The following is a 322-nucleotide window of genomic DNA, read 5'->3' as shown; positions in this document are numbered from 1 at the left end:
GAACTCTGGAACCGCATTCAGATAGTTGCAGAAGTTTGGATAGGATCCGATATAGCCATGGTTGTCCTTCAGGTACTGCCATAACACTCGGCGGTAATAGAATAACTGCTGGTTCTCATCTGAAAGAAGTTCCCTGATCGTATCCATGTATGGAGTAATACAGTTCGTTGAAGCCCTATGCTTTGACTTCTCAAAGCCGTTTATATACTTATCCACGGTTCTCCTGTCTATGTTAAGTTCCCTTGCTATCTGGCTCTTATTTACTTTTAAATTCGTTGCCTCCATAATCGGTTTCAGTTTGTGTAAATCCTCTAAGCTGTTG

The 322-nt window shown here is 41.6% G+C and carries 1 pseudogene; it reads right to left on the bottom strand.

Going from position 1 to position 322, the window contains the following annotated elements:
• Window positions 1–285 (bottom strand): annotated as a pseudogene (locus ACTNCK_RS11815) (IS21 family transposase); the annotation flags it as partial.
• Window positions 286–322: the final 37 nt, after the last annotated feature.

Source organism: Candidatus Weimeria sp. HCP3S3_B5, from assembly GCF_052064335.1.
Lineage (GTDB): Bacteria > Bacillota > Clostridia > Lachnospirales > Lachnospiraceae > Weimeria.
This window is presented reverse-complemented; position numbering and strand designations above follow the sequence as displayed.